The organism is Pseudomonas umsongensis, from assembly GCF_012647205.1.
Lineage (GTDB): Bacteria > Pseudomonadota > Gammaproteobacteria > Pseudomonadales > Pseudomonadaceae > Aquipseudomonas > Aquipseudomonas umsongensis.
Map to the genome: position 1 here is coordinate 4577916 of NZ_CP051487.1, position 18309 is coordinate 4596224.

Annotated in this window: 16 protein-coding genes and 1 pseudogene; 2 read left to right on the forward strand and 15 right to left on the reverse strand. The window is 62.9% G+C overall.

The genetic code is table 11. The annotated features are described in order from the left end of the window. Positions 1 to 89: 89 nt before the first annotated feature. From HGP31_RS20630 to HGP31_RS20700, 15 genes are all read right to left on the reverse strand, one after another. The gene (locus HGP31_RS20630; RefSeq protein ID WP_168758552.1) at positions 90 to 1466 is read right to left on the reverse strand and encodes a DUF1329 domain-containing protein; all 1377 of its coding nucleotides are present in this window, start codon (positions 1464 to 1466) and stop codon (positions 90 to 92) included. A gap of 78 nt (positions 1467 to 1544) precedes the next feature. Beyond that, entirely contained in the window at positions 1545 to 2762 is a 1218-nt protein-coding gene (locus tag HGP31_RS20635) for a helix-turn-helix transcriptional regulator (protein ID WP_168758553.1), read from the reverse strand. 76 nt (positions 2763 to 2838) lie between these two features. Further along, the gene (locus HGP31_RS20640; protein ID WP_083349405.1) at positions 2839 to 4044 is read right to left on the reverse strand and encodes an acetyl-CoA C-acyltransferase; all 1206 of its coding nucleotides are present in this window, start codon (positions 4042 to 4044) and stop codon (positions 2839 to 2841) included. 6 nt (positions 4045 to 4050) lie between these two features. Continuing rightward, positions 4051 to 4521, reverse strand: coding sequence for a MaoC family dehydratase (locus tag HGP31_RS20645; RefSeq protein WP_020801039.1), 471 nt, complete (start codon positions 4519 to 4521; stop codon positions 4051 to 4053). Between the two features lie 10 nt (positions 4522 to 4531). Continuing rightward, the gene (locus HGP31_RS20650; protein WP_168758554.1) at positions 4532 to 5317 is read right to left on the reverse strand and encodes an SDR family oxidoreductase; all 786 of its coding nucleotides are present in this window, start codon (positions 5315 to 5317) and stop codon (positions 4532 to 4534) included. 1078 nt (positions 5318 to 6395) lie between these two features. After that, a complete protein-coding gene (locus HGP31_RS20655; RefSeq protein WP_033043317.1) occupies positions 6396 to 7274 on the reverse strand; it encodes an SDR family oxidoreductase in 879 nt (292 codons plus the stop codon). A gap of 59 nt (positions 7275 to 7333) precedes the next feature. Then, positions 7334 to 8485, reverse strand: a complete 1152-nt coding sequence (locus HGP31_RS20660) for an acetyl-CoA C-acetyltransferase (RefSeq protein WP_020796883.1) — start codon at positions 8483 to 8485, stop codon at positions 7334 to 7336. A 3-nt stretch (positions 8486 to 8488) separates the two neighbouring features. Continuing rightward, the gene (locus HGP31_RS20665) at positions 8489 to 9547 is read right to left on the reverse strand and encodes an acyl-CoA dehydrogenase family protein (RefSeq protein ID WP_020796882.1); all 1059 of its coding nucleotides are present in this window, start codon (positions 9545 to 9547) and stop codon (positions 8489 to 8491) included. Positions 9548 to 9556: 9 nt separating this feature from the next. Further along, a complete protein-coding gene (locus HGP31_RS20670; RefSeq protein ID WP_033043316.1) occupies positions 9557 to 10720 on the reverse strand; it encodes an acyl-CoA dehydrogenase family protein in 1164 nt (387 codons plus the stop codon). A 9-nt stretch (positions 10721 to 10729) separates the two neighbouring features. Beyond that, on the reverse strand, positions 10730 to 11482 hold the full coding sequence (locus tag HGP31_RS20675) for an enoyl-CoA hydratase family protein (RefSeq protein WP_020796880.1): 753 nt from the start codon (positions 11480 to 11482) through the stop codon (positions 10730 to 10732). Next, entirely contained in the window at positions 11479 to 12591 is a 1113-nt protein-coding gene (locus HGP31_RS20680; protein WP_168758555.1) for an NAD(P)H-dependent flavin oxidoreductase, read from the reverse strand. Before HGP31_RS20680 ends, HGP31_RS20675 begins: the two co-directional genes overlap by 4 nt. Further along, positions 12588 to 13496: an enoyl-CoA hydratase gene (locus tag HGP31_RS20685; protein ID WP_168758556.1), complete on the reverse strand. Its 909-nt coding sequence runs from the start codon at positions 13494 to 13496 to the stop codon at positions 12588 to 12590. The genes HGP31_RS20680 and HGP31_RS20685 overlap by 4 nt, the downstream gene beginning before the upstream one ends. A gap of 15 nt (positions 13497 to 13511) precedes the next feature. Continuing rightward, positions 13512 to 14309, reverse strand: a complete 798-nt coding sequence (locus tag HGP31_RS20690) for a CoA-transferase subunit beta (protein WP_020796877.1) — start codon at positions 14307 to 14309, stop codon at positions 13512 to 13514. 12 nt (positions 14310 to 14321) lie between these two features. After that, positions 14322 to 15197, reverse strand: coding sequence for a CoA transferase subunit A (locus tag HGP31_RS20695; protein ID WP_151144109.1), 876 nt, complete (start codon positions 15195 to 15197; stop codon positions 14322 to 14324). A 12-nt stretch (positions 15198 to 15209) separates the two neighbouring features. After that, positions 15210 to 16100 (reverse strand): VOC family protein, encoded by an 891-nt coding sequence (locus HGP31_RS20700; RefSeq protein ID WP_168758557.1) that lies wholly within the window; start codon positions 16098 to 16100, stop codon positions 15210 to 15212. A 607-nt stretch (positions 16101 to 16707) separates the two neighbouring features. Here HGP31_RS20700 and HGP31_RS20705 point away from each other — a divergent pair. Next, positions 16708 to 17877: an IS4 family transposase gene (locus HGP31_RS20705; RefSeq protein ID WP_168757130.1), complete on the forward strand. Its 1170-nt coding sequence runs from the start codon at positions 16708 to 16710 to the stop codon at positions 17875 to 17877. Between the two features lie 310 nt (positions 17878 to 18187). Then, positions 18188 to 18277: pseudogene (locus tag HGP31_RS30590) on the forward strand (outer membrane lipoprotein carrier protein LolA); the annotation flags it as partial. Between the last annotated feature and the right edge of the window lie 32 nt (positions 18278 to 18309).

The following is an 18309-nucleotide window of genomic DNA, read 5'->3' on the forward strand; positions in this document are numbered from 1 at the left end:
TGCCGGGAGAACATCCTTCAGTTGGACTAGATCAAACGCGAGCCACTCTCAATGGGCGCCCCTGTCTCCACGGGCGCCACGCCGGGTGGTTACTGGCCGAAGCGGCGAGCGGCCTCCGGGCCGAAGTCCCGGGGGCTGAAACCGGTTTTGTTCAACAGGTAGCCGTTGCGCTGTTCGTTGATCAGGTTGAATGCCAGGTAGCTGCCGGCATTGAGGTCGTAGTACAGGCCCACGCCCGCTTGCGGCCGCTGGCTTTCGTAGGCGTAGAAATAGTTGACCATCGAAGTGCGCCACAGCTCGCCACGGTTGTCGTAGTTGTCGGCGAGCATCGGGAACCAGGTGTCTTCGTCGATGTACAGCTTGCGTTTGCCATACAGATGGCGGAAGCCCGGCTTGAGCGTGCCTTCCAGTTCCCAGACCCGATGGCGCTCAAAACGCATGGCATCCGGGTTGATGTGACCAGGGGTCAGCAAGTCGGCGTACTTGAAGTTGGCGGCATGCAGGCGGTAGGTATTGTAGGGAATGAACATCTCGCGCTTGCCGACGATCTTCCAGTCATAACGTTGCCCCGAACCGTTGAACAGGCGTACCTCGTCGACGGTGATGGAACCACCGCTGCCTGGGAACGACATGTCGAAGCCATACCCCGGCGACTGACGCACGCGGCGGGTACCCGGATCGTAGCGCCAGGACTGGCGCGGTTCAGTCTTGTCGTTCCAGAATTCGGTGCCGGTGTTGATCTCACCCTTGTCCCGTTGCGGCAGCAGGGTTTCATTGAGATAAAACGACGAGTTGCCAGTGGTATCCCCAATCTTGTCCGGTTCGAGCCCTGGCGCCAGGTTGCGCGAATGCACGCGGCCCCAGTTGATGTTGCCGTCCTTGAGCACGTAGGCGTTGTCGGAGATGTACTCCTCGGTCCAGGCCCGCAAGGTAAAGGTCGAGGCATTCTTCAACAGTTCCAGGCCGCTACGCGGCACCGGGAAAGCGGTGCCGCCGGTCTTGCCGACCACCCCTTCGCCATCATCGACCAGCCGCGCCACCTTGGCATTCTCTTTGGTGGCCTGGCAGACCGCGTCGTTGAAGCGAAAATCCCGGCGCGTGGGGTAAACCGGTATTTTGTAGGTGGCCGGGTACAGTTTGAACAGGGCTTTCTGCCCATCGGACAAGTAGTCATTGTATTGGCCGATGTTCTGCGCGGTCACCACGAACAGCGGCTTGTCGTCCGGGTACGGGTCCACCGGGTGGTTGCCGGTGCCCTTGAAATCAACGTGGGGTGGAACACCCAGCCACTTGCCGCTGAACGGCGGAATGCTGCCGTCGGCATTACCGGCCTTTTCCGCGCCCAGGCACGTCAAGTCCTTGCCCAGGCGCTCGACGTCCTCTGGCGCGGCATGCACCGTGCCGATGGCACAGCATCCCAACAACAACGCCAAGGCCCAGCTTGGGGACTGATTACTGCCGTTCATTTTTATTCTCCTTATTCACGTTCGCAACGGTTGCCCAGTATCGACAGGCGAGGAACCCGGCAGCATCGTCCGCACGGACTAACGCGTTTTGGCACTGGCCGGGTTCACCACCGGCTGCGGTGCCCCCAGGGCCACCACGCTGTTGAGCATGATCCGCACCAGTTCGGTCTGGCGCCGCACGCCGGTCTTGGAGAAGATCGAACGCAGGTGGGCGCGGGCGGTGTTGCGGCGGATATTGAGGATTTCCGAGGCCTCTTCCAGCGACAGGCCGTTGGCCAGTTCCAGGGCTAGCGTGGTTTCCGCCGGGGTCAGGTTGTACAGTTGCGAAGTCAGCACCGTGCTCACCAGCGACTTGCTTACCGCATCGCGCACATACACCACCACCGTGGGCTTGCCGTTGCCTTCGAGCAGTTCCTGGGACGGGATCAACTCCACCACCACCCCCAGGCTGACCTGACCCGAGGGGCGGGATATCGACGTCGCCTCCGCCACCTGCACGCCCTTGCCCACGCCCTGTTTGGCGCGCTGGAAAGCATTGCGCACCAGGCGCGCCAACTCGCGATTATCACTGGGGTAAGTCGCTTCCAGCCGCCCGCCCACCACCTTGAGGCCGTCCTGGCTGTCGAGAATCTCCCGGGCCACGGGATTGAGTTGCAGCACACTGCCGGTTTCATCGAGCACGAAAGTCGCCACCGCCAGGCGGCTGATCGTCTGCGAATACAGGCTGCCCAGCGACTCACTGCGATCGAGCAGCGAATGCATGTGCAGGGCCCGGCGCAAATGCGGCAACAACATCGCGCACAGGGCCCGTTCAAGGGCGCTGAAAGCCGGGTGCCCCTGGGGTCGATTGATCCGCAAGCGCACCGTGCCGCCATCCGGCATGCGGATATCGGCACCGAGCATGTGGTAGCAATCGTGGGGTTGGCAAAACAGCAGGTAGAACGCCGAACTGGACCATTCGGCATCGCTCATCAGTTCATCGACGGTGAACACCGTATCGGTGGGCAGGCCGTCGAACAGGGTGGATTTGGCGTAGTAGGCATAATGGTTGATACCGCCCTCCCCGAGTTCGACATCGCCCGCCACCACCATGGGCGACAACAGCGGCTCATCCTGGACCCGCAAAATCAAGGTCACGAAATTGGCCTTGAACAAGGTTCTCAGCTCGCGCAAAGAATCGTTCAGGCAGCGGGTGTCCATCGCCGAATCGTAGATGTTGCCAATAATCCGTTCGTACTCGGCCAAGTCCAGGCCCATTTGCGCCAGGACCTGTGCATTGGGCACACAACTTTGCATAACCATTCCCCAGCAGAGGACCCGACTGGCGGGCCCCCATGGATTTAATCGACAGAACGTCGGTGTCCCGCTGGCCTCATGGCAGCTCGAACAGGCCGGCGGCGCCCATGCCACCACCGATGCACATGGCAACCACTACATAACGTACACCGCGCCGCCGTCCTTCGAGCAGCGCGTGGCCGACCATCCGCGCGCCGGACATGCCAAATGGGTGACCAATGGCAATCGCCCCGCCGTTGACGTTCAGGCGCTCTGCCGGGATCTGCAGCGCATCGCGGCAATGCAGCACCTGGCTGGCAAAAGCCTCGTTGATCTCCCACAGGCCGATGTCCTTCACGCTCAGGCCAAAGCGCTTGAGCAGCTTGGGAATGGCGATCACCGGGCCGATGCCCATTTCCTCCGGCGCACAACCACCCACGGCAATGCCGCGGTAGATGCCCAGTGGCGTCAACCCGCGGCGCTTGGCTTCGGCCCGGCTCATCAGCAGGCTGGCGGCGGCACCGTCGGAGAATTGCGAGGCGTTGCCGGCCGTGACGAACTCGCCCTGCTCGATCCAGCTGCCGTCCTTCCACACCGGTTTCAATGCCGCCAGGTCTTCCAGGCGCGTATTGGGACGGTTGCACTCGTCCTTGACCACCTGCACGCGTTCATGGCCATTGGGCTGGCCATCGGCGAACAGTAATTTATCCACGCTCAGGCCGACGATCTCATCGTCGAACAAGCCGTCTCGCTGCGCGGCGGCGGTGCGCAGCTGGCTCTGCAGCGAATACTCATCCTGGGCGGCGCGGCTGATGCCATAGCGGCGCGACACGATCTCAGCGGTCTCGATCATCGGGATATAGGCGCTGGGCATCACCTGCAGCACCGCTTCGGATCGGGCGCGATAGGCGTTCTTGTGTTTGGTCTGGGTCAGCGACAGGGACTCCACGCCGCCGCCGATGGCGATGCTCATCTCGCCGGTCATGATGCCCTTGGCGGCCATGCCGATGCTCATCAGGCCTGAGGCGCACATGCGGTCCACGGCCATGCCCGGCACGCTGTCCGGCAAACCGCCGGTGTAGGCGCAGAGCCGACCGATGTTGAAGCCCTGGGTGCCTTGCTGCACCGACGCGCCCATGATCACATCCTCTACATCGGCAGGCTCGATGCCGGCGCGTTCGACCACCGCGCGCACCACATGACCGCCCAGCACCGGGGCCTCGGTATCGTTGAACGATCCGCGAAACGACTTGGCCAGCGCGGTACGGGCGGTGGCGACGATGACGACTTCATTCAGGTCCATGGGTACTCACTCGCAAATGGGGTTGAAGGTGTAGCGGCTGATGGTGTCGATCACGCAGCCGGGACGGGCCTGGCCTTCGACTTCAACGGTGATGCGCACCGTCAGTTGCACGGCATCGCCCAGTGGTTCGGCGCGGATGATCTGGCCGCTGCCCCGCACCCGCGAGTCGACCTTGACCGGCGCCGGGAAGCGCACCCGGTCGCTGCCGTAGTTGACCCCCATCGCCATGTTTTCAATGATCAGCAACTGCGGCATGAACAGGTTCGCCAGCGATTGGGTCAGGTAGCCGTGGGCAATGCAGGCACCAAACGGGCCACTGGCGGCGCGCACCGGGTCGACGTGAATCCACTGGTGATCGCTGGTGGCTTCGGCGAACAGATCGATGCGCTGCTGGCTGATGGTCAGCCATTCGGTGTGGCCCAGGTCCAGGCCCTCGGCCGCAAGCAACGCCTGGGCACTGCTGAAAACGTGACTCATGCGCCCATCCTCAAGCTTGTTGTGAACTGACGGACAACACTTCGCCCACCATGTAGGAGGCATAGTCGCTGGCCAGGAACATCATCACGTTGGCCACTTCCCAGACTTCGGCAGCGCGACCGAACGCCTCGCGCCCCGCCAGGCTGGCGAGCAACTCTTCGCTGGAGGCCTTCTTGAGAAAATCGTGCAAGGCAATCGACGGTGAAACCGCGTTGATGCGCACGCCGAACTCGGCGGCTTCCAGGGCGCTGCAGCGAGTCAGGGCCATTACTCCAGCCTTGGCAGCGGCGTAATGGGCCTGTTCCTTCTGTGCCCGCCAGCCGAGCACCGAGGCGTTGTTGACGATGGCCCCGGCGCCACGGCGTTGCATGTGCGGCAACATCGCCCGGGTCATGCGGAAGGTGCCGGTCAAGGTCACGTCCAGCACCCGAAGCCATTCTTCGTCGCTCATCTCCACCACGCGTTTCTGACCACCCAGGCCCGCGTTGTTGATCATCACATCGACCCCGCCCAGCGCCTCTTCGGCCGCCGTCACCAGGGCCTGGACTTCGTCTTCGACGGTGACATTGCACAACTGGCCATAAATCGCCTGCAGGCCAGTCTCAGCCTTGAGCCGCTCCACCGCTTCCTCCAGGCGCCGCGGATGCACATCGGAAATCATCAACGCCCGACAACCTTCCTCGGCACTGCGCCGGGCCGCCGAATAACCGATACCGGCACCCGCGGCAGCGGTGATCAGCACCGACTTGCCGACCAGCAATTGATGACCGGGAACATAAGGGGGGGCTTGTTTCACAGCGTCTACCTCCGAAGAAATCAATACGCTGCATTTGTACGGAGGGGGCGATGCGGGCGCATCGTCAAAATGGGGTAGAAAGGCCGTGGCGCAATCCCTCTTTGGGGGAGCCAGCCTGCTGGCGATTGATCGTTCCCACGCGCAGCAAAGGAATGCCGCCAGGGACGCTCCGCGTTCCACTGACGACGCGTTAATTGAGCCGTACGCAACGTTGATGCGGGGCGTTACAGCAAGCTATTTGAGATTTATTGTCGGAGTGCATATCCATTGCTGCGGTAACGGCCACCTATGGTTTCGCTTTTACAGCGACTCCCTTTTTCAAACGCCAAAAAGGAAGCAAAAGGCTGTGCCCACCACTCGGTGCCTCGCTTGGGCTCGGCATGCCCTCTCTCCGGCATTGCTCCGTGGGTCGCCGCGATGGGCCATCCTTGGCCCAGCGCGGCTAAACCGGCGTCCTGCCCGTTTCCCCACTGCGCAATGCCTGCGTTCGGCCTTCGTGGTTAACGGGGCGCCCAGATCAAAAACAAAAGCGAGGCGGCCTGACAGCCGACCTGATCTTTGCAGATACCCCCCATCCCCTGTAGGAGCCAGGCTTGCCGGCGAAGAACGATAACGCGGTACAACAGACACACCGCAGCGTCTGGTTCGCCGGCAAGCCTGGCTCCTACAAGGGAAACGCATACGGCTCCCGATCAGGTCGGCTGTCAGGCCGCCTCGCTTTGGCTTTTGCTCTGCTTTGGCTTTTGATTTTCTTGCCCCATCGAGAGGCCGAGTGGAGGTTCTGCGCAGTGGGTAAACCGGCATGGATGCCGGTTTAGCCGCGCTGGGCCAAGGATGGCCCATCGCGGCGGGCCCACGGAGCAGGACCGGAGCGAGGGCATGCCGAGCATTAGCGAGGCACCGAACGCCAGGGGCAAGAGCCCTTGGTTACTTGGGGCTTTTCCAAGTGACTCGCCGTAAGGGCGAAACCATAAGCCGCCGTTACCGCAGGAATGGATATGTACTCCGTCAACAAACAATAGGTCGGCTGTCAGGGTGGCTTCGCTGGCAAGCCAGCTCCTACAATTGATCAGGACATTCAGCTCCCCCAGACTTTCTGCGCCTTCGGCGCTTCAGCAAGAATTGCATCCACCGCCGCGCCGATCTCTTCGACTTTCCACAACGCGCCCTTGTCGCAGGTAACGCCCGTGCGCCAGCCATCGCCCAGGGAGATGCGACCGCCCTGGCTTTCGAAGACCTGGCCGGTGACGTGGGCCGACGCCGGGCTGCCCAGCCACACCACCAGCGGCGCGACGTTCTCTGCAGCCCAGGCGTCGAAGCTGCCGTCCTCGGGTTTCTTCACCACGTCGGGCATGGCGCTCTCGGTCATCGAGGTGCGTGCGGCCGGCGCCAGTGCGTTGGCAGTGACGCCATAGCGCGCCAGTTCCGCTGCCTGCACCAGGGTCAGTGAGGCAATGCCGCCCTTGGCCGCCGAATAATTGGACTGCCCCACCGAGCCTTGCAACCCGGCGCCGGAGCTGGTGTTGATGATCCGTGCATCGACCGGCGTGCCGGCCTTGGCCAGGTCGCGCCAGCGGCGGCCGAGGATGTTGGCCAGGCAATAATGGCCCTTGAGGTGGACGCGCATGACCATGTCCCAGTCTTCTTCACTGAGGCTGATGAACATGCGGTCGCGCAACACGCCGGCGTTGTTGATCAGCACATGCACTTCACCGAACGCCGCCAGTGCCGCATCGACGATGCGCTGCGCGGTGGCCAGGGTGGTGATGTCATCGCTGTTGGCGATGGCCTGGCCACCGTTGGCGCGAATCTCCCCTGCCACATCTTCTGCGGCCTCGGCGCGAATATCGTTGACCACTACATTGGCCCCTTGCGCGGCGAACGCCAGCGCGTAGGCGCGACCGAGGCCACCGCCGGCCCCGGTGATGATCACGGTGCGGTCTGCACACATAGCCATGTTTGACTCCTTGAGAATTTGTGTGGCCGCGCGCCCGAAGCGGCGGCCCGCATGAAAAATTACAGGCGTTCGATAATGGTCACGTTGGCCTGCCCGCCGCCTTCACACATGGTTTGCAGGCCGTAGCGACCGCCGCTGCATTCCAGTTCGTTGAGCAGCGTGGTCATCAAGCGTGCGCCGGTGGCGCCCAGCGGATGACCGAGGGCAATCGCGCCGCCGTTGACGTTGGTGCGCGCCGGGTCGTAATCGAGCTCCTTGGCCCAGGCCATGACCACCGAGGCGAAGGCTTCGTTGATCTCGACCCGATCGATGTCGCCCATGCTCAGGCCACTCTTGGCCAAGGCCCGGCGGGTGGCGGCGATCGGTGCGGTGAGGTGCCAGATCGGATCGTCACCGAGCACCGTCAGGTGATGAATCCGCGCCCGTGGCGTCAGGTCGTAGCGCTTGAGCGCCGCCTCGGACACCACCAGCAGTGCCGCCGAGGCGTCGCAGGTCTGGCTGGACACGGCGGCGGTGATCGACGGGAACTGCGGGTCCACCGGTTGCAACTCGGCCATCTTCGCCAGGCTGCTGTGACGCGGCGTTTCATCCACCGCCAGGCCTTGGCAGCTGACGATTTCCCGGGCGAATCGGCCACTGGCGATGGCCGCCAGGGCGCGTTCGTGGCTCTGCAAGGCAAAGGCTTCCATCTGCTCGCGGCTGATCTGCCAATGATCGGCGATCCGTTGCGCGGCGTAGAACTGGTTGACGGGCTGCTGGCCAAACCGCGCACGCCAGCCAACGCTGCCCGAGAACGGATCGGCAAAGCCCAGGGGCTGGCCGGCCAGCATCGCCGAAGAAATCGGGATCTGGGTCATAGTCTGTACCCCACCCACCGCGACCACATCCTGGGTGCCGCTCATGACCGCCTGCGCGGCGAAATGCAGCGCCTGTTGCGACGAACCACACTGACGATCCACTGTGGTGCCGGGCACCGTCAGCGGCAAGCCGGCGGCCAGCCAGCTGGTGCGGGCGATATCGCCAGCCTGGGAACCGATGGTGTCGACGCAACCGAATATCACGTCGTCATAGTCTTCGGCAGGGATCACGTTGCGCGCCACCAGCGCCTTGAGCACATGGGCGCCCAGGTCAATGGCGTGGATCTCGCTCAATGAGCCCTTGCGTTTGCCGGTGGGGCTGCGCAGTGCATCAACAATGTAGGCCTGTGCCATGACTCATTCCTCGAAAGTATGCCCCGGCCCCAGGCCGGTGGCGTCGGCGAACAGGTAGTCGCTGACACGGGTTTTGTGAAAGCCGCGGTCGCCCCAGGACGCATCGAGGGCCCAGGCGCGTTTCATGAACATCTGCAAATCCACCTCCCAGGTGTACCCCATCGCACCATGCACCTGGATACCCTTGCGCGCGGCGAGCCAGCTCGCTTCGTTGGCCGCCAGGCGCGCTTGCGAGACCCAGGCGCCCGCGTTGACGTCACCCCGCGCCAAGGCATGGGCCGCGCGGTACAGCACCGGCTTGGCCTGTTCGATGTAGCGGGCGACATCGGCGAGGTGATGCTTGACCGCCTGGAAGCTGCCGATCGGCTTGCCGAACTGTTTGCGCTGGGCCACGTAGTCCACCGACAGGTCGAGCATGCGCTGCGCGAGCCCCAGCAGTTGCCCGGCCACCGACAGTGCACCGCGGTCCAGCAGGTGCGCCTGCAAGGTCCGTCCCTGCTCGCCACTGGCCACGCAGGTGGTCGGCGACGGAGTCCAGGTCACCCGCCCCAGGCGTCGCGAGGCATCGATGCTCGGGTGGTTTTCCACCTCGACCTCGGAGCGCGGCACCACATGGATGTCATCGCCATCGGTGAGGATCAACACTTCGGCCAATTGCGCATCACTGACCAGCGCATTGACTGGATGACTGATCGCCAGGCGCAAGCTGCCATCGGCGATACGCGGCAACAGGTCGGCGCGGGCCGGATGCTGCGCCGGCAGAGCGGCGAGCAAGCCGCTGGCGACATAGGCGGTGTCGGCCAATGAGTCGGGAATGGCGTAGTAACCCAGCTCCTGGGTCATCAGGGCCCAGGTCACATCGTCCATGCCCAGGCCGCCTTCGGCCTCGGGCACCGACAAGGCGGTCAGGCCCTGGCCGGCGATCTTGTTGCGCAGGTCGCGGGAGCGCCCGGCATCGGTCTCCCAGATTTCCCGGAGCATTTCCGGGGCGGCTTCGGTCATCAGGAAACGACTGATGGCTTCGTGGAACGCCAACTGGTCATCGTTGAAAGTGAAGTCCATGGCGGTTCCTTATTTCGGCAAACCGAGCATGCGCTCGGCAATGATGTTGCGCTGGATTTCGTTGGTGCCGGCATAGATCGGCCCGGACTGGGCAAACAGGAAACCCTCCAGCCAACCTGCCGCATCGCCCGCCTGCGCGCCTTTTGCAACCAGCTCGCCGCGCGTACCGAGAATGCGCATGGCGGTCTCGTGCATCTTCAGGTCCAGCTCCGACCAGATGATCTTGTTGATGCTTGATTCGGCGCCGATCTGCTCGCCCCTGCTCAAGCGTCCCACGGTGTGGTAGGCCGACAACGCATAGGCCTCGGCACCCATCCAAGTCTCCAGCACGGCATCGCGCAGGCCCGGATCGCGGTCGGCGCTGGCGCGGTTGGCCTTGTACAGCTCGACCAGCTTGCGTGCCGTGGCCTGGAAGCGCGCCGGTGAACGCAGCAGCAGGCCGCGCTCGAAACCAGCGGTGGCCATCGCCACGTGCCAACCCTGCCCCTCGGCGCCGATGCGGTTGGCCACCGGCACCCGCACGTCGTCGAAAAACACCTCGGCGAAAGCGTCCTTGCCGTTGAGCGCCTTGATCGGGCGAATGCTCACCCCCGGCGTATCGAGCGGCACCATGATGAAGGACAGGCCGTGGTGACGGGCCGACCCCGGCTCGCTGCGGAACAGGCCGAACAGCCAGTCGGCGTAGATCGCCCGGGTCGACCAGGTTTTCTGCCCGTTGATCACGTAATGGTCGCCGTCGAGCAGCGCTTTGCTGGTGATCGCCGCCATGTCGGAGCCGGCGTTGGGCTCCGACCAGCCTTGCGCCCACATGTCCAGGCTGGCCGCCATGCGCGGCAGGAAGCGCTGCTTCTGCTCCGGGGTGCCGAACTCCATCAGGGTCGGCCCCAACAGCAACTGGCCGTTCTGGTTGACGCGCATCGGCGCGCCGGCGCCGTAATACTCTTCTTCGAAAATCAGCCACTCGATCAGGTCGCTGCCGCGGCCGCCCAGTTCGGCCGGCCACATCACCATCGACCAGCGGCTCTCGAATAGCGTGGCCTCCCAGGCGCGGTGCTGCTCGAAGCCTTCGCGGGTGTCGTAGCTGGCCAAGGGTTCACGGGGCACATTGGCCGCCAACCAGGCCCGTACTTCGGCGCGGAAGGCGTTTTGCTTGGAGGTATAAGTCAGGTCCATGGCGTTATCTCAGAACTTGGCGTCGCGTTTTTCGACGAAGGCCCGCCGCGTTTCCGCGGAGTCCGGGCTGCTGTAGGCCTGCATGGTGAAGCCCTGTTCCCAGCGGTATTTATCTTCCAGGTTGCCGTCTTCGATACCGTTCAAGGCTTCCTTGGCAATGCGGATCATGCCCGGGCTCTTCTCGGCGATTTTCGCCGCGATGCCCAAGGCGGTTTCGCGCAACTGGTCCTTGCTGACAATGCGTTCGATAAAGCCGTACTGCAGGGCTTCAGGGGCGCCGATGCTGTCCCCGGTAAAGAACAGGTAACGAACTTTTTGTACCGGGAACAGCCGTTGCAAGTGCGCACCGCCGCCCATGGCGCCACGGTCGACTTCGGGCAGAGCGAAGGTCGCGCATTCGGAGGCGACGACGATGTCCGCCGCCCCGGTGATGCCGATACCACCGCCCAGGACAAAACCATGGACCGCGACAATCACCGGCACCGGGTTGCGGTGCACGGCCTTGAAGGTGGCGTAGTTACCGGCGTTGACCTCGACGATTCGCTCCGGATGCTTGTCCAGTTCCTTGATGTCGACACCGGCGCAAAAACCGCGGCCTTCGGCGCGGATCACGATCACCCGCACCTCGGGATTGGCCCCGAGCGCTTCGATCTGTCGCGCCAGGGCATGCCATTCCTGGCTGTCGAGGGCATTAACCGGTGGCTTGGCGATCACCAGTTCAGCGATCCCCTGATTGAGTTGTGTCGTAAATGCCTGGTTCACAGGGGTTCTCCGATACTGGCGGGTTGATTCGTGGCGTGTGTCTGGCTGCGTGCCAGGAGCGCATCCAGGCAGTGCTGGGCCTCGCTGGCGATGCCTTCGATGACTTCGCGGCAACTGAGCAATTCGCCAATGGCTGCGGCGACCTGGCCGCTGGGCAGGATGCCCTCGTCCGGAGCGCCATCGACCATCGAGCGCTGCAACAGCACCGGCTGGTTGGCGGCCATCACCACCTGCGACAGTTGCGAGGGGTCTTCACGCAATGCGCGCAGGAAGACTGCAGCTATGTGCCCCAGGCTCATGCCGGTCTGCTGCTTCCACTGCCACGCGCTGCCCAGGGCTATGCGCAGGCGACCGAAGGGGCCCGCCTGTTCCAGGTGATTGATGAAGCGGTTTTCGATCATCCGGTGGCGCATGCCATCCACCGCCGTGGTCACGCGCACCAACTGCGGATCGTTGACCTTCAGGTAACGTTCGAGGGTCGCGGCCGGTGTCGGCGATTCGCGGGTCATGAGGAACCGCGTGCCCATGGCGATGCCGGCACCACCGGCAGCGAGCACCGAGGCCAGGCCACGGCCGGTGGCGAATCCTCCGGCCGCGATCACCGGTACCTTGACCGCCGCCAGCACCTGGGGCAGCAGGATCGAACTCGGTACGCCGCCAGTATGGCCGCCGCCCTCACCGCCCTGGATGGTGATCATGTCGGCGCCCAGTTCCACGGCCTTGAGCGCATGCTTGAGGGCGCCGACAGTTGGAATGCACAGCACCTTGGCCGCCTTGAAGCGGGCGATGGTCTGTTTGTCCGGACCGCGCCCGTAACTCACGGCGCGCAGACGGTACTTGATCGCCAGGTCGACGCACTGCGCGGCGTTGTCCTGGAACATATGGAAATTGAGCCCGAAGTTGCTGGCGCCAGTGGCGTCGATCACCTTGCGGATTTCGCCTTCCAGTTCGTCGGCCGCGATGGTCGCGCCAGCCAGGAAACCGAAGCCCCCGGCCTGGGTCGTGGCGATCACCAGGTTGGCGTCGGCGACCCACCCCATGGCGGTCTGCACGATCGGGTAACGGCAACCGAGGGCCTCGGTCAGTGGTGTATCCAGCCAGCGGTTCATTGGCTTTTGTCCTCGGCCTGCTTGTTGGCCCGGGCCATGCCCTTGGCGTCGAAGCCGCCCAGTTTGTCGCCGGACAACAGCTCGTTATGGGCATGGGCAAAGTGATGCCAGGCGAACACGGCATCCATCGCCGTGCGTTTGCCTTGCAGGTCTTCGACGTGGTTGATCGCCTGCTTGGTCAGGGCCAGGCCCATGCGCGGCTGACGGGCAATGCCGGCGGCCAGGGCATAGGTGGCCTGCTCCAGCTCATCACGGCTGACCAGGCGGTTGACCATGCCCACTTGCCAGGCTCGGGTGGCGCTCATGCGGTCGCCGGTGAAGAGGAATTCCTTGGCGATTCGCGGGTTCATTTCATAGGGATGGGCAAAATACTCGACCCCCGGAATACCCATGCGCACCACCGGGTCCTGGAAGAACGCGTCGTCGCTGGCGACGATCAGGTCGCAGACCCAGGCCAGCATCAGCCCGCCCGCCACGCACGCGCCATGGACCATGGCGATGGTCGGCTTGGGCAGTTCGCGCCAGCGTCGGCACATGCCCAGGTACACCTCCTGCTCACGGGCATACAGTTGCTCGCCACCGGGCTTGTTGGTGTGGTCCCACCACAGGTGCGCGCGCTCGAACGGCTTGTCGATATCCCGCCCCGGCGTGCCGATATCGTGGCCCGCCGAGAAGTGCTTGCCGTTGCCCCTGAGGACGATGACCTTGACGCTGTCATCGTTCACCGCCTGGCGGAAAAAGCCGTCCAGGGCGTAAGTCATCTGCGAGTTTTGCGCGTTGTTGAAGGTCGGCCGGTTCAGCGTCAACGTGGCAATACCCTCGGCCACGCTGTACAGCACCGGGGTGTCCGTCTCGTAGAGGGCGTTGTCCTGGCGGACGATGAATTCACTGTCGCTGCTGTGCATGCTCGCCTCCTTGTCTCAGGCCGTACGGATGCCGGGCGGGTTGCCCTTGATCGCCGTGGCGCGGTATTCGTGGGGATCGAGTCGGCGGATCAGCGCTAACTGCTCAGGGGTCGGATGCGCGGTTTCGTGCAACTGCGCCGACTTGAGCAACGGGAAGCCGGTGTTGTCCTGGACCTGCTCGAAACTCACGCCGGGGTGCAGCGAACGCACCTGCACTGCCCGGTCCGGACCGTTGAAGTCGAGGACGCACAGGTCGCTGACCACGCAATGGATGTCCATCAGGTCGCGACGCGTACCTTCGGGCCAGCGCTCGGCCTTGAAGCCGACACCGGAAACCATGTCCACTTCGCCGCTGACGAACACCCGACTGTTATGGCTGGGCACGAAGAACGAGTTGAGGTGGTTGATGCTGTTGCCCGGCAGGCCGCGCACGCCGAGGATCGCCGTTTTGGGCTTTTGATAATCGCCGACGCAGGACAGGTTGGTCTGGCCCCAGCGGTCGATCTGGGTTGGCCCGATCATCGCGTGGCGGCGTCCGCCCCACACGCATTCGAACACTCGCTCGAACGACATGTAGCCCGAATAACGCGGTACGTAGTCGCCACGCGGGCCCAGCGGGATCGGCTCTTCGACCAGGAACGCCTCGCTGTCGGTCATCAACAGTTCCGGGCTGTGGGTCAGTTTGGCCAGGCTGGCGCCCAGGCGCGGGATCACGCCCAGGCCCGAGGCAATCACCTCGCCATTGCCGCGCCACGCTTCGCTGGCAGCGACGATCATCAGTTCAGCCAGGGTGAAATCACAGGTTGCAGACATGGTCGATATTCCTCAGAACACGGGAAGGGGCAAGGCGCCCATGGAGTCGGCACCGCCGTTCTGTGCCTGATAGGCCTGCTCGCCACCGGCGATGTAGGTCTGCACATAGTCCTGCCAGCCGTTCTCCGCCTGGCTGCTGGCGACGTAACCCTTGAGATGCTTCATGTCCCAGCCGTAGTCGGGGGCGCAGAGTGTCGGGTGCGCACCCAGGGGCGCATGCACCACGCCGCTCACCAGATAGCGCTCGAAAGTATTGAAGCGGGCTTGCTCGGCGCTCAGCGCCAGGCGATCTTCCAGGCGCTCGCACGAGACAAAGCACTGCTTGGCGGCGCGGGCAAACAGGTGATCGAAATACGGGTCCGGCCCGGTCACCAGGCAGTTGCCCAGGCGATCGGCGACGTTGACGTGCAGGAATGCCACGTCGAGGTTGAGCGCCGGCATCGCCAGCAGCACCTCGCCATCGGCATAGGGCGACTGGATGGTCTTGAGCTGCGGGTTCAGGCGCGTCACATCGGTGGCCAGGCCACAACGAGTCGGCAGGAACGGCAGACGCATGCCAGCGGCACGCAGGCCCCACTGGAACATGCCTTCGTCCAGTTCCATCAACTCCAACTCACCGGCTTCGCGGGCCTTGCGATAGTAGGGTTCCAGCGGAATGGCATCGAGGGTGGCGAAACCGAACACCAGCTTCTTGACCTTGCCGGCAGCGCACAGCATGCCCACTTCCGGACCGCCGTAGGCGACCACGGTCAGGTCCTTGACGTCTGAGCGCAGGATCTCGCGCACGATGGCCATCGGCTTGCGCCGCGGGCCCCAGCCGCCGAAACCGATGGTCATGCCATCGCGCAATTGAGCGACCGCATCGGCCGCTGTCAGTTGTTTGTTCATCATGACAATTCCTTAACGTTGGCCGACCGAAAAGTCGTGCCCCCAAATGCTCACGCGGGTGAACTCGAACGCTGAGTGCTCGGCCCAGTCGACTTGCAACCCGCCAAAGCCGTACTCCAGGTCGAAGCCGGACGGTGTCTTCATGTAGAAACTGGTCATGCGGTCATTGAGGTGCTGGCCGAGGGTGGCCGACAGGGCTACCTCATGGGCGCGCAGACGGTCGTGGGCACGGCCGACTTCGGTCATCGAATCGACCTCGACCATCACGTGCACGCAACCTGACGGCACCGGGTACTCGGCCAGTGCCAGGCTGTGGTGGCGAGCGTTCTGGCAATGCAGGAAGTGAATGCGGATCGGCGCCACGGACGGGTCTGGACGGAAGTTGAAAATGTCCGACAGTTCGAAGCCCAGCACATCCTTGGCGAACGCCAGGGTGGCGTCGAAGTTCGGCGCCGGCAGCACCGTGTGACCCAGGCCCATGTCACCAGTGACGAAACGCGGCACACCCTGGGGCGAGACAAATGGCAGGCAATCTGAGCGATGGCCCCAACTCAGTTCATGGCAGTTGCCCGACGGGTCGGTGAGCTTGACCAGCGCCTGTACGCCGCGCTGTTCGATCTCGGCGGCGGAGCCTGGCTGCCATTCGATACCGGCTGCACTTAGATGCTCGAGGGCGGCCTTGAATGCCGTCTCGTTGGCCAACTCCCAGCCAGAGGCCAAATAACGCGCTTCAGCGCCTTCGACGATCAGCATGCGAAACGGACGCTCGTCCATTTTCACGTACAGGCCACCGCCCGGCGCCGGGTTCACTTGCATGCCCAGCACGTCTTCGGCGTAACGCTGCCAATGACTGAGGTTTTCGATCTGCGAGACGAAATAGCTCAAACCGCGAATGTCGATCATGCCTGGGTCCTCGTTGGCTGAAAGGGTTTCGTGGTGAGCATTGTGCAAAGCAGTGCGCGTGGCTTCATCGTCCGTTGAGACTAAGCACGGGTGGGTCTTGGGCTCTTCGTGGGAGCGGGCTTGGTCGCGAAGGCTTTGTGTCTGGCGACTGGGATTTTTAGGGTGGTGTGCATATCCATTGCTGCGGTAACGGCCGCCTATGGTTTCGCCCTTACGGCGAGTCCCTTTTTCAAACGCCAAAAAGGAACCAAAAGGCTTTGCCCCACCACTCGGTGCCTCGCAAGGGCTCGGCATGCCCTCTCTCCGGCATTGCTCCGTGGGTCGCCGCGATGGGCCGTCCCTGGCCCAGCGCGGCTAAACCGGCGTCCTGCCGGTTTACCCACTGCGCAATGCCTGCGTTCGGCCAGCGTGGTTAACGGGGCACCCCAGATCAAAAACAAAAGCGAGGCGGCCTTAAAGCCGACCTGACTTTTCCGGTTACCCCCGACCTGATCGTTCCCACGCTCTGCGTCACTAGTGTCCGGTAAAAACCGAAGGGGGAGCTTGCTCCCCCTTGCTGTTGGCGGCCGTCAGTCATAATCGGATTTTTCAGACTCGATTTTGGCTCATGTTTACCAGCACCCGTTTAGCCCACCTGCTCAGTGCGATCCCGCGCCAGTTCTTTCGGCAATCCACCGAAAGGCACCAGGCTGATCGCTACGTCAAACGCTGCACGTCCTGGCAATTGCTGGTGACACTGGTCAGCGGTCATGTAACCCAAGCCTTAAGCCTGCGGTCCTTGGCGACTTTCTCCGAAACTCTAAGCCCGCATAGCTACCATCTTAAAGCGGGTCCCGTCGCCCGCTCGACCCTGTCGGATGCCTTGAACAAGCGTGACTACCGGCCATTCCAGGACCTTTGCGAGTTGCTGTTGCGCGGCATCAGCCGCCAGCAGCGCAAAGAAGTCGGTGCCATGGTTAGCCTGCTTGATTCCACGTCGATCACTTTGCGCGGACCTCACTTCGATGGCTGGACAGCCGCCACGAAAACCCGCATTACGCAGGGCTTGAAAGTACATGTCGGGCTAGATTTGGCACAGTTGGCCCCGGTGTACGTCAACATCACTCCTGCCAACGTCAACGACCTGAGCGATGCACTGGAAATGCCGATTCAGGCCGGCATGACGTATGTCTTTGACAAGGGCTATTGCGATTACAACTGGTGGCACCAGTTGCAGACCAAAGGCGCTTTTTTCGTCACCCGCCTGAAGAAAAACGCCAATATCAAAGTGCTGCACAAGCACTCGACCGTAGCCGAGCAAAGCCCGGTCATGACCGATGAAGTCATTCTGTTCGGCAAAAAGCATCTGGGCGGTAAGCGTCTGAATGACTACCGAGAAACGCCGGTAAGACGCGTGGTGGTTGAGCGCGAGGGACATGCCACGCCATTAATCCTAGTGACCAACGACTTCGCAAGAACAGCTGAAGAAGTCGCGGGCTTGTACAAAGATCGCTGGAAGATCGAGCTGTTTTTCAAGTGGATCAAGCAACATCTGAAACTCAAACGCTTCTATGCCTTCTCTGAAAACGCCGTGCGCCTGCAGATTTACAGTGCCTTGATCAGCTACTTGTTACTGCACCTTTTCCATCGTCGTTCAGGATTTACCGGTTCGTTGTTCGAGCTGACGGTTCGCATATCTCACGTCCTGCACGAACGGCCCGCTACTCCAGAACTGAGGGATCGACGAAGGCAGGAGCGAGAAAAGCTGAAGGCTGCCCAAGGCAGCCTTCAGCTATGAAACATGTTTACCGGACACTAGTGACGCTCTGCGTGGGAATGCATCCTGTGACGCTCCGCGTCACCATTGCGCACGGCTCACGTCATGCGTCGTCAGCGGAACGCGGAGCGTCCCTGGCGGCATTCCTTTGCTGCGCGTGGGAACGTTCACAAGCGCACGCTTCGACAAACAGGTCGGCTGTCAGGCCGCCTTGCTTTGGCTGTTGCTTTTGATTTTCTTGCCCCCTCGAGAGGCCGAGTGGAGGTTCTGCGCAGTGGCTAAACCGTCATGGATGCCGGTTTAGCCACGCTGGGCCATTGTAGGAGCGAGCATGCTCGCGATGGTCGTCAACGATGACGCTGGGCACCTGACACCCCTCGGCGCTCTCAGGTTCATCGCGAGCATGCTCGCTCCTACAGTGCAGAACCTAGGTGGCCGTTACCGCAGCAACGG

What these genes read in the sequence shown, in the direction of transcription:
- HGP31_RS20700 (WP_168758557.1), bottom strand. Translation starts at nt 16,100, where the DNA reads ATGATCGACATTCGCGGTTTGAGCTATTTCGTCTCGCAGATCGAAAAC.
- HGP31_RS20690 (WP_020796877.1), bottom strand. Translation starts at nt 14,309, where the DNA reads ATGTCTGCAACCTGTGATTTCACCCTGGCTGAACTGATGATCGTCGCT.
- HGP31_RS20705 (WP_168757130.1), top strand. Translation starts at nt 16,708, where the DNA reads ATGTTTACCAGCACCCGTTTAGCCCACCTGCTCAGTGCGATCCCGCGC.
- HGP31_RS20655 (WP_033043317.1), bottom strand. Translation starts at nt 7,274, where the DNA reads ATGGCTATGTGTGCAGACCGCACCGTGATCATCACCGGGGCCGGCGGT.
- HGP31_RS20680 (WP_168758555.1), bottom strand. Translation starts at nt 12,591, where the DNA reads ATGAACCGCTGGCTGGATACACCACTGACCGAGGCCCTCGGTTGCCGT.
- HGP31_RS20695 (WP_151144109.1), bottom strand. Translation starts at nt 15,197, where the DNA reads ATGAACAAACAACTGACAGCGGCCGATGCGGTCGCTCAATTGCGCGAT.
- HGP31_RS20660 (WP_020796883.1), bottom strand. Translation starts at nt 8,485, where the DNA reads ATGGCACAGGCCTACATTGTTGATGCACTGCGCAGCCCCACCGGCAAA.
- HGP31_RS20635 (WP_168758553.1), bottom strand. Translation starts at nt 2,762, where the DNA reads ATGCAAAGTTGTGTGCCCAATGCACAGGTCCTGGCGCAAATGGGCCTG.
- HGP31_RS20670 (WP_033043316.1), bottom strand. Translation starts at nt 10,720, where the DNA reads ATGGACCTGACTTATACCTCCAAGCAAAACGCCTTCCGCGCCGAAGTA.
- HGP31_RS20665 (WP_020796882.1), bottom strand. Translation starts at nt 9,547, where the DNA reads ATGGACTTCACTTTCAACGATGACCAGTTGGCGTTCCACGAAGCCATC.
- HGP31_RS20640 (WP_083349405.1), bottom strand. Translation starts at nt 4,044, where the DNA reads ATGGACCTGAATGAAGTCGTCATCGTCGCCACCGCCCGTACCGCGCTG.
- HGP31_RS20685 (WP_168758556.1), bottom strand. Translation starts at nt 13,496, where the DNA reads ATGCACAGCAGCGACAGTGAATTCATCGTCCGCCAGGACAACGCCCTC.
- HGP31_RS20630 (WP_168758552.1), bottom strand. Translation starts at nt 1,466, where the DNA reads ATGAACGGCAGTAATCAGTCCCCAAGCTGGGCCTTGGCGTTGTTGTTG.
- HGP31_RS20645 (WP_020801039.1), bottom strand. Translation starts at nt 4,521, where the DNA reads ATGAGTCACGTTTTCAGCAGTGCCCAGGCGTTGCTTGCGGCCGAGGGC.